The organism is Isoptericola sp. NPDC060257 (assembly GCF_042726645.1).
In the GTDB taxonomy this organism is placed as follows: domain Bacteria; phylum Actinomycetota; class Actinomycetes; order Actinomycetales; family Cellulomonadaceae; genus Isoptericola; species Isoptericola nanjingensis.
On the sequence record NZ_JBHXAW010000356.1, the window covers coordinates 1 to 3,866 of the forward strand.

At 74.1% G+C, this 3,866-nt stretch carries 4 protein-coding genes; 1 reads left to right on the forward strand and 3 read right to left on the reverse strand.

Translation table 11 applies throughout. The features are described from left to right. Positions 1-16: 16 nt before the first annotated feature. The 3 genes from ACFWEK_RS19860 to ACFWEK_RS19870 form a co-directional block, all read right to left on the reverse strand. Entirely contained in the window at positions 17-1,852 is a 1,836-nt protein-coding gene (locus tag ACFWEK_RS19860) for a SpoIVB peptidase S55 domain-containing protein (protein ID WP_430555156.1), read from the reverse strand. Positions 1,853-2,063: 211 nt separating this feature from the next. Next, entirely contained in the window at positions 2,064-2,507 is a 444-nt protein-coding gene (locus ACFWEK_RS19865) for a MarR family winged helix-turn-helix transcriptional regulator (protein ID WP_430555157.1), read from the reverse strand. After that, the gene (locus ACFWEK_RS19870; protein WP_430555158.1) at positions 2,504-3,445 is read right to left on the reverse strand and encodes a serine aminopeptidase domain-containing protein; all 942 of its coding nucleotides are present in this window, start codon (positions 3,443-3,445) and stop codon (positions 2,504-2,506) included. Before ACFWEK_RS19870 ends, ACFWEK_RS19865 begins: the two co-directional genes overlap by 4 nt. 93 nt (positions 3,446-3,538) lie before the next feature. Here ACFWEK_RS19870 and ACFWEK_RS19875 point away from each other — a divergent pair, with 93 nt between their 5' ends. Continuing rightward, positions 3,539-3,802 carry a hypothetical protein gene (locus ACFWEK_RS19875; RefSeq protein WP_430555159.1) on the forward strand — a complete coding sequence of 88 codons (264 nt, stop codon included), beginning with the start codon at positions 3,539-3,541 and terminating at the stop codon, positions 3,800-3,802. Positions 3,803-3,866: the final 64 nt, after the last annotated feature.

The window sequence follows — 3,866 nt, forward strand, 5'->3', positions numbered from 1 at the left end:
GCCGGTGGGCGCGTCCTCAGGAGGTGACGCGGACCTGCAGCTCCCTCTGGCCGCTCACGACGCGGGTCATGACGTCGGACGTCCGGGTCCGCTCGTACGCGGTCTTGCCGCTGCCGATGACGAGGCTCAGCTCCATCTCGTCGTTGCGCAGGTTGCCCTGCAGCAGCTTCTGGACCGAGTCGAACGACGTCGGCTCGTAGAACTCGTCCTGGAACGAGTTGCCGCCGACGACCGTGACCACGCCGCTTTTGCCCTTGAGGCTCTTCGGGATCGTGAAGTCCTGGCGGAAGACCGATCGCGTGGCGCCGTCGGTCCCGAGCAGCTGGGTGCGCAGCGCGAGGGTGTGGCCGGCGCGGACCTTCGCGGTCTTGCCGGTGACGTCGATCCAGCGGCCGCCCGTGCGCTGCTGGATCTTCACCACGCGGAACCGCTCCCGGAAGTTGCTGACCCTGACCTCGTTGGTGACTCCGGTGAGCTTGACGTTCGAGACGGACGAGAGCGTGCCCACCACGGTCGGGAGGTCGAAGGCACCCGCGGAGCCGACGTCCTCGGCCGACTGGTACCGGTCGGCGTACCGCAGCCGGAAGGGGGTCCCGCTGCGGGTGCCGGTGATCGTCCAGGCCTGCGTCTCGGACCCGCCGCCGACCCCGTCCACCACGCGGTCGTGGTTCGCCATGCCGGCGAGGAGGGTGACGTCCGCGAGGGCGGTCGGATCCAGCACCTGCGTGGTGCCGGTGCGCGTCTTGCTGCCGTGGGCCACCGTCGAGCGGACCGGCGTGGCGGTGGGCGAGGCGCCGAAGGTGCCGGCGATCCCGGCGAGGCGGTCGTCGGTGACGGTCCCACCGAGGTCGCCGAGGTTCGCCACCTTGAACGGCACGCCCAGCGGGTCCTCCTGAACGTACACCGCGTCGGCTGCCGCGAGCCCCAGGCGCGTCTTGCCGGTGAAGTTCAGCGGGTGCCCGAAGGCGACGACCCGGTTGCCGCAGACCGAGGTCGCGGTGCCGATGCCGGCGACGGTGATGTCGCCGTGCGACAGCACCGCGGCCACGTTGCCGCCCGCGACCACGGTGTCGATGCCGGCGGCCGCCGTGCCGCTGGACCGGCCGATCCGGTAGGAGTCCGGGGTCACCAGCTCGCTGCCGCCGGCGGCCTTGACCGCCGTGCGGGCGCGGGCCAGGTCGATCCCGCCGACGCCCATCGGCATCGGCAGCTGCCGCAGGCCCTGCGCGGCCTCGGTCCGCGTCACGTCGGTCTCGGCCGCGATCCGCGTCGCCAGGCGGGAGCTCACCGCCACCTCGGGCGCGGCCTTCGCGGCGCCGAGGTAGCCCTGCATGTCCTCGTACGGCGTGATGCCCGCCACGGGGGAGCTTCCGAAGGCGAGGCCGTACGCGACCGCGCCGATCAGCCGACCGTCCTCCGCGTACACGGGGGACCCCGACATGCCCTGCCAGATGCCGCCCGCCGCGTCGATCGCCGGGGAGTGGAGCTCGGCGACGATCATGTCCAGGTCGGGAGCGATGCCGTCCGACAGGACGCCGAGCACCTCGCCGGTGAACGCCTGCGGGGTGGTGCCCTTGCTCACGGTCTGCCCGGTGACCGGCGCCCCGCTCACGACGTCGGAGACCGGGTACTGCGCCGCGCAGTCGGGGGTGGGCGCCGCCGTCGCCGAGGGGCCGACGGCGATCAGGCCGGTCAGCACCAGCGCGCCGGCCGCGCCGGACGCCGCCAGTGCGGCCGCACGACGACCGCCCCCGGATCCGGGCAGCCGGCGCCGACCGCCGGCTGCAGGGCGTCCTTCGATGGGGGGAGAGGGCGTCGTCGCCCGGCCGTCCCCTGCGGCAGTATTCGACATGGCCACAGCATGGTTGACGGCGGCGTCCATCGAGCGAGTGAACGCGGGTGAAATCGCGCGAACGGGCATGGCCAGGCTCTCGTGCCTGCGGCACGGGAGAATCGCTCCGTGGACACCGCTGCGGTCGACATCGACGCCCGACGGTGAGTCGACGGACGTCGATCGTGCCGGCGTCGTTCGCGAGACGGCGCCCTGAAGCGACGCGGCGTGGCTACGAGAGCGTGCGCGTCACGTGCTCGAGCCAGCGGCTCACGGTGGCCAGCTCGTCGTCCGTGAAGCCTTCGGCGAGGCGGTCGTTCAGCTCGGCGAGCGCGGTGCGGACGTCGTCGAGCGCTGCGGTGCCGGTGGGCGTGAGGTCCACGCGGACGGTGCGGCGGTCGTCGGGGTCGGTGCGACGGCGCACGAGGTCGGCGCGCTCCATGCGGGCGAGCAGGCCGCTGGCGCCGGCGGGGGAGGCCTGCAGCGCGGCGGTCACCTCGCCGATGGTCGCGCCGGGGTGGTCGGCGAGGTGCAGCAGCACGCCGGCGGCGGGGGCGCCGAATCCCTGGCCGCCGTTCCCGGCGGCGTGCGCGCCGCCGCGCCGCGCGATCCACCGCCGCATCTGGCGCTCCGCCGCGATGGTGAGGAACACCAGCCGCGGCGGGCGGCGCGTCATCGTCGCGGCTTCCTGGCGCGGAAGCGGACGTTGCCGTCCTCCTGCGCCGGGGCGGCCCCCGCGCGGGCGTCGAGCCAGGCGAGGAGCTCGGGCCACAGCGTGTCGCGCAGGCCGCGGCGGAAGAAGCCCATGTGCCCGATCGTCTCCACGCCGCCGTCGGCGGGGCTCCAGGTGCGCCGCTCGACGCGGGCCGCGGTGAGGCGGTCGGTGATCGCGTCGATCTGCGCGGGCGTGGCCCACGGGTCGTCGGTGAACCCGACGGCGAGGACGTCGCCGGTGACGCGCGCGGCGTCCGCGGCGGCCGTCATGGTCGGGTCGTCGAAGAAATAGTGCGGCATGGTGGACCAGCGGCCCCACTCGAGCATCGCGGCGGCGGTCATGTCCTCGCCGAGGCCCATGCGGCGGCCGGGGACGTAGCCCAGCACCCGGGCAGTCGCCGGGCCGAGCCCCCGCAGGATCAGCCGGACACGCGCCCGCTCGGCGCGGTCGGGGATCGTGGACGTCGCGGCGACATGGGACGCGACCGTGACGAACCCGGCCAGGCCCCGCGAGCCGTTCCCCAGCGCCAGCGCGTGCCCGCCGATGCTGTGCCCGATCGCCAGCTGCGGCACGTCGCCGAACCGCGGGCGCGCCCACGCGGCGACCGCGGGGACGTCGTCGGACATCCAGTCCCGCATGCGCAGGCCGCGATGCTCGCGCGTGCTGCCGGACCGGCCCGTGCCGCGGTAGTCGTAGGTGATGGCCACGTACCCGTGTTCGGCGAGGAACTCCGCGAACCCCGTGTACAGGCGCTCGGGCACCGCCGTCGCCGGGTGGATCACGACGACGCCGCGGGGCGACTCGTCGACCGGCTTGCGCACCGTGCCGACGACCCAGCCGCCCGCCGGGATCTGGATCCGCAGCTCCTCGGACTCGACCGTCGTGTCGTCACTTCGCATGCGAAATACCTTAGCGGCCCGCGCCGGTCCCGGCGGACCCCGCATGGTGACCCGCGCCGTGCCCTGACCTGCGGAGCCGCTACTGTTCGCGCCATGACAGCCCCGCAGGACCTCCCTGGTGCACCGGCTCGCCCGGTCGTGGTTCCCCGTCCGGACGCTTCGGCCGGTTCCCTGGGCACCGGGTTGTTCTTCCTGGTCGTCGGGGTGGCGCTCTCGGCGGTTGGCATGGTGGCGTTCGGGCTCCTGGCCATCGTGGTCGGCGCGATCCCGTTGGCTGTCGGCGTCTACCGCGCTGCTCGGAACCTCGACTCCATCGCGGCGGTCACGTACAACGAGTCCCTCCGCGGCGACGGCTGATCCCCTTCGTCTCTCTCGGCCCGCTCGGTCGCGAGAGATGCCCGCCCCGAGCTCGGCTCGGGGC

What these genes read in the sequence shown, in the direction of transcription:
- ACFWEK_RS19860 (WP_430555156.1), bottom strand. Translation starts at nt 1,852, where the DNA reads ATGTCGAATACTGCCGCAGGGGACGGCCGGGCGACGACGCCCTCTCCC.
- ACFWEK_RS19865 (WP_430555157.1), bottom strand. Translation starts at nt 2,507, where the DNA reads ATGACGCGCCGCCCGCCGCGGCTGGTGTTCCTCACCATCGCGGCGGAG.
- ACFWEK_RS19870 (WP_430555158.1), bottom strand. Translation starts at nt 3,445, where the DNA reads ATGCGAAGTGACGACACGACGGTCGAGTCCGAGGAGCTGCGGATCCAG.
- ACFWEK_RS19875 (WP_430555159.1), top strand. Translation starts at nt 3,539, where the DNA reads ATGACAGCCCCGCAGGACCTCCCTGGTGCACCGGCTCGCCCGGTCGTG.